The 1877-nt window shown below is 57.0% G+C and carries 1 rRNA gene; it reads left to right on the top strand.

The window, feature by feature from the left end:
• Positions 1-216: 216 nt before the first annotated feature.
• A 16S ribosomal RNA gene (locus AB0K52_RS25580) occupies positions 217-1748 on the top strand.
• The last annotated feature ends 129 nt before the right edge of the window (positions 1749-1877 follow it).

Genomic DNA, 1877 nt, shown 5'->3' with positions numbered 1-1877 from the left:
GCGTGTTGTTTGAGAACTCAACAGGGTGTTTGGATGGTCAGCGTGCGGGCTGACTGGGACGATCGGACAAGGTTTCGGTGGTTTCTGGTTGGTACTGTTTTTGACTGTCTTTTCCTTGGGACACTTGCTTGGTGTCCCGTTGAAAATCGGTCAGGACATGCTTCGACACATACCAAAAGTCGCTGGTTTCGTGAGAGATCAGTGCGCAACAGGTTTTTGTTGGAGAGTTTGATCCTGGCTCAGGACGAACGCTGGCGGCGTGCTTCACACATGCAAGTCGAACGGAAAGGCCCGCTTGCGGGTACTCGAGTGGCGAACGGGTGAGTAACACGTGGGTAACCTGCCCCCATCTCTGGGATAACCGTTGGAAACGGCGGCTAATACCGGATACGACCACCTTCCGCATGGTTGGTGGTGGAAAGTTTTTGCGGTTGGGGAGGGGCCCGCGGCCTATCAGCTTGTTGGTGCGGTAGTGGCGCACCAAGGCTTTGACGGGTAGCCGGCCTGAGAGGGCGGTCGGTCACATTGGGACTGAGATACGGCCCAGACTCCTACGGGAGGCAGCAGTGGGGAATTTTGCACAATGGGCGAAAGCCTGATGCAGCGACGCCGCGTGAGGGATGACGGCTTTCGGGTTGTAAACCTCTTTTATCCACCACGAAGGCCAGGTATTCGCCTGGTTGACGGTAGTGGTTGAATAAGCGCCGGCTAACTACGTGCCAGCAGCCGCGGTAAGACGTAGGGCGCGAGCGTTGTCCGGATTTATTGGGCGTAAAGGGCTCGTAGGCGGTTGATTGCGTCCGCCGTGAAAGGCCTCGGCTTAACCGGGGTTTTGCGGTGGATACGGGTCGACTTGAGGCAATTAGGGGAGATCGGAATTCTACGTGTAGCGGTGAAATGCGCAGATATGTGGAGGAACACCGGTGGCGAAGGCGGATCTCTGGGATTGTTCTGACGCTGAGGAGCGAAAGCGTGGGGAGCGAACAGGATTAGATACCCTGGTAGTCCATGCTGTAAACGGTGGGCGCTAGGTGTGGGGTCACGTTGGTTGATTCTGTGCCGTAGCTAACGCATTAAGCGCCCCGCCTGGGGAGTACGGCCGCAAGGCTAAAACTCAAAGGAATTGACGGGGGCCCGCACAAGCGGCGGAGCATGCGGATTAATTCGATGCAACGCGAAGAACCTTACCTAGGTTTGACATCACCCGGAAACCCCTAGAGATAGGGGCCTCTTCGGACTGGGTGACAGGTGGTGCATGGCTGTCGTCAGCTCGTGTCGTGAGATGTTGGGTTAAGTCCCGCAACGAGCGCAACCCTTATCCCGTGTTGCCAGCATTCAGTTGGGGACTCACGGGAGACTGCCGGGGTTAACTCGGAGGAAGGTGGGGATGAGGTCAAGTCATCATGCCCCTTATGTCTAGGGCTTCACGCATGCTACATTGGCCGGTACAGCGGGTTGCGATACCGTGAGGTGGAGCGAATCCCTGTAAAGCCGGTCTTGGTTCGGATTCGAGTCTGCAACTCGACTCGATGAAGGTGGAGTCGCTAGTAATCGCAGATCAGCAACGCTGCGGTGAATGCGTTCCCGGGCCTTGTACACACCGCCCGTCACGTCATGAAAGTTGGCAACACCCGAAGCCTGCGGCCTAACCGGTTTACCGGAGGGAGTGGTCGAAGGTGGGGCTGGCGATTAGGACGAAGTCGTAACAAGGTAGCCGTACCGGAAGGTGCGGCTGGATCACCTCCTTTCTAAGGAGTCCCGACCCCCCTGCGGGGGGTGTCAACCATCCGAGCCCGTCGAAGCAATCACGTTTCGATGGTTACCGCTCGGGTGTGTATGGACTAAATGTTTTAAATGGTGTGTCGACTGCACGTTGG

It is taken from the genome of Glycomyces sp. NPDC049804 (genome assembly GCF_040674615.1).
In the GTDB taxonomy this organism is placed as follows: Bacteria; Actinomycetota; Actinomycetes; order Mycobacteriales; family Micromonosporaceae; genus Glycomyces; species Glycomyces niveus.
The sequence above is the reverse complement of the archived record's forward strand: the minus strand, read 5'-3'. Positions and strand labels throughout refer to the sequence as shown.